Annotated in this window: 2 pseudogenes; both read right to left on the reverse strand. The window is 54.4% G+C overall.

The features are described from left to right. Nucleotides 1-92: 92 nt before the first annotated feature. Nucleotides 93-1,599: pseudogene (ltrA, locus tag C6A40_RS24600) on the reverse strand (group II intron reverse transcriptase/maturase). 672 nt (nucleotides 1,600-2,271) lie between these two features. Continuing rightward, nucleotides 2,272-2,735 (reverse strand): annotated as a pseudogene (locus tag C6A40_RS24615) (IS3 family transposase); the annotation flags it as partial.

The raw sequence follows: 2,735 nt of genomic DNA on the forward strand, positions 1-2,735 counted from the left end.
GAGTAGAGTAAGAGGCAGGGCGTAGTCGGACTATTTCCCTGCCTCTCCTCCCCGAACCGGACGTGCACCTTTCAGCGCATCCGGCTCTCCATTTAAATGCTGGCGAACGCCATTGCCACTTCTGTAAAGCGCGATGTATACGTGTTTCTGGTCTCCGTCCTCAGATAGGGATTACCTTCGGGTAGCCGCCAGCGGAACAGCTTCTTGCCTTGCCCCACCAACCGGTACAGTATTTCGCCGCTGAGCTTGCCGTGATTGGTTTTACCAAATAAAACCCACGTTTTGCTCTGACCCGGTTTCGGTGATTTACACCACCACCTCATCAGGGAAGCGATACCTGTACGGTATTTGCGGGCCAGCCAGTGAGCCAGCTTCCAGAACACGACACGGTCGATATAACTGAAGACTTTGGCCTTAAAATCAACGAACTGATAGAACATGGCCCAGCCTTTCAGTTTTCGGTTGAGTTGTTCAGCCATATCGACTTTGCTTTCACTGTAGTTGCCTGATAACAGTGCTGTCAGCGATGCGGCGAAGTTTCTGGCTTTCTCCTGCGGGATCGTTGAGACCACTCGCATCTCGCCATAACGACTGCGTTTGCGAATGATCCTGTGCCCCAGAAAGATAAAGCCGTCATTAACATGGGTGATTTTAGTCTTATCCATGTTCAGCCTGAGTTTCAGACTGCCTTCGAGCACACCCCGACTCCTCCCTGATGGCTTCCGCCTGTGCTTTGGTGCCTTTGACGATGAGGACAAAATCATCGGCATAGCGGCAGTACGCCACCGCGGGTTTCCACTGCCAGTTTTCTCTGACCGCCGTACTTCGGCCCCGTTGGATACTGTTATTCCAGTACCACCGATCTTTTCTGGCTTTCCCGCTCAGGTAGCGCTCATGCAGGTATTGATCGAACTCATTCAGCATGATGTTCGATAATAGCGGCGATATAACACCGCCCTGTGGCACACCTTCACTGGCCGCCCGAAAGAGACCGACATCGATATGTCCCGCCTTGATGGTTTTCCACAGCAGAGTCATGAAACGTGCGTCACTGATCCTGCGGCGTACAGCCTTCATCAGCAGTCGATGATGTACGGTGTCGAAGTAACTGGACAGGTCGCCTTCAATCACCCAGCGTCCCCGGGTTTCACCGCAGTCTGTGAGCTGTAATTTCACCGTGCGGATCGCGTGGTGGACACTGCGCTCAGGCCGGAAGCCATATGAGAGCGTATGAAAATCACTCTCCCATATCGGCTCCATCGCCATCAGCATGGCCCGCTGAACAATACGATCCCGCAACGCGGGGATACCCAGTGGTCGCAGTTTGCCGTTGCTTTTAGGGATGTAAACCCGTCTGGCGGGCAAGGGCTGGTAGTGGCCTGAGAGTAATTCATCCCTGAGGATTTGCAGCTCAACAGCCAGTCTGGCCTGTAGCATTGTTTTGTTCACGCCATCAACGCCGGGGGTATGCGCCCCCTTTGATGAAAGCGTGATCCGCGCCGCTTCAGCCAGCCATTCTGGTTGTGTTATCAGACGCAGCAGCCGTTGAATCCGTAGGGACGGATCGGTGGCTGCCCATGTGGCAAGCTTGCGTTGCATTTCGCTGATTATCAAAGGTCTTCACCTCGTTAGGTCAGTTAATTCACGTCGCAAACACATTCAAACTGCTTCCCTTCGCCATGTAATGGGCTTTCCCCATCGCGGACTACTACGGAAGCTCCGCCAGCCAGCGCGTCATCGGAGCCATGCCCCCTTAACATCCGTCGCTGACCTTCCCCGGTTTACCTGCCTGGACTCAGGCATACTGAGGAGGCTGCCCGTCGCACTCTTTATCCTTGCTTGCCGCAAGTTGGCAGAAGTCAGCAACGCGAGCGTGATGGGCGCTGCTGCCCCGGTGTTTCACATATATATCAAAACACCTTCGACCGGCAGTGCTTACGTATCACCGCCAGTTCCTCCTGCACGGCCTGTCAGATCACGTAGGCCATGGTGACATTTTCAACCCACAGAGGCGGATTAACGGGTTCATGTTCTTCAACCTTTCAGTACTCAACCTTGAGGATCATCTTGGCTTAGTGATCTCGCCTCAATCCCCGTTGTCAGCGGGTTACATCACCCTGCGGGCATGCCGCAGGTCACTGCCGCTCAGGTTCTCCGCCGTCACACCCGACGGGATTGTTGGGTTTCTCATCGTGAGTTACCGGTTCAATATTCCAGACAGACTCGTGGTTCATTTGAGCATCCCTGCTCACCCTGAACTCCGGGCACACTATAAGTAATATCAGTGACCCAGACCTGGTTGGCCCGGACAACGGTGAACTGCCGCTGCACGCGATTAGGAGCAACGACTGAAGGCCTGCCAGCGATACGACGTGGAGCTTTATAGCCGCGCACAGCTTTAATCCGGTTCAGTTGCATGATCCGACCCACCCGGTTTTTACCGCAGGTTTCCCCGATTTCGTTCAGATCGCCATGAACCCGTCGATAACCGTATACGCCTCCGCTCAGGGAATATGAGTCGCGGATAAGCATCAGCAGGCGCTGGTTATCTTTATCACGCGCCGAGACAGGGTTATGCAGCCACGCATAGAACCCGGCCCGGGCGACATTCAGTACCCGACACATCGTCATCACACCCCATACAGTGCGGTGCTCATTGATAAAGCGGTACTTCAGTCGGGCTCCCTTGCAAAGTACCGCGCGGCCTTTTTCAGGATATCCCGTTCTTCTTCGGT

Origin of the sequence: Enterobacter sp. GER_MD16_1505_Eko_090, assembly GCF_003331015.1 — a bacterium.
Classification (GTDB): Bacteria; Pseudomonadota; Gammaproteobacteria; order Enterobacterales; family Enterobacteriaceae; genus Enterobacter; species Enterobacter roggenkampii.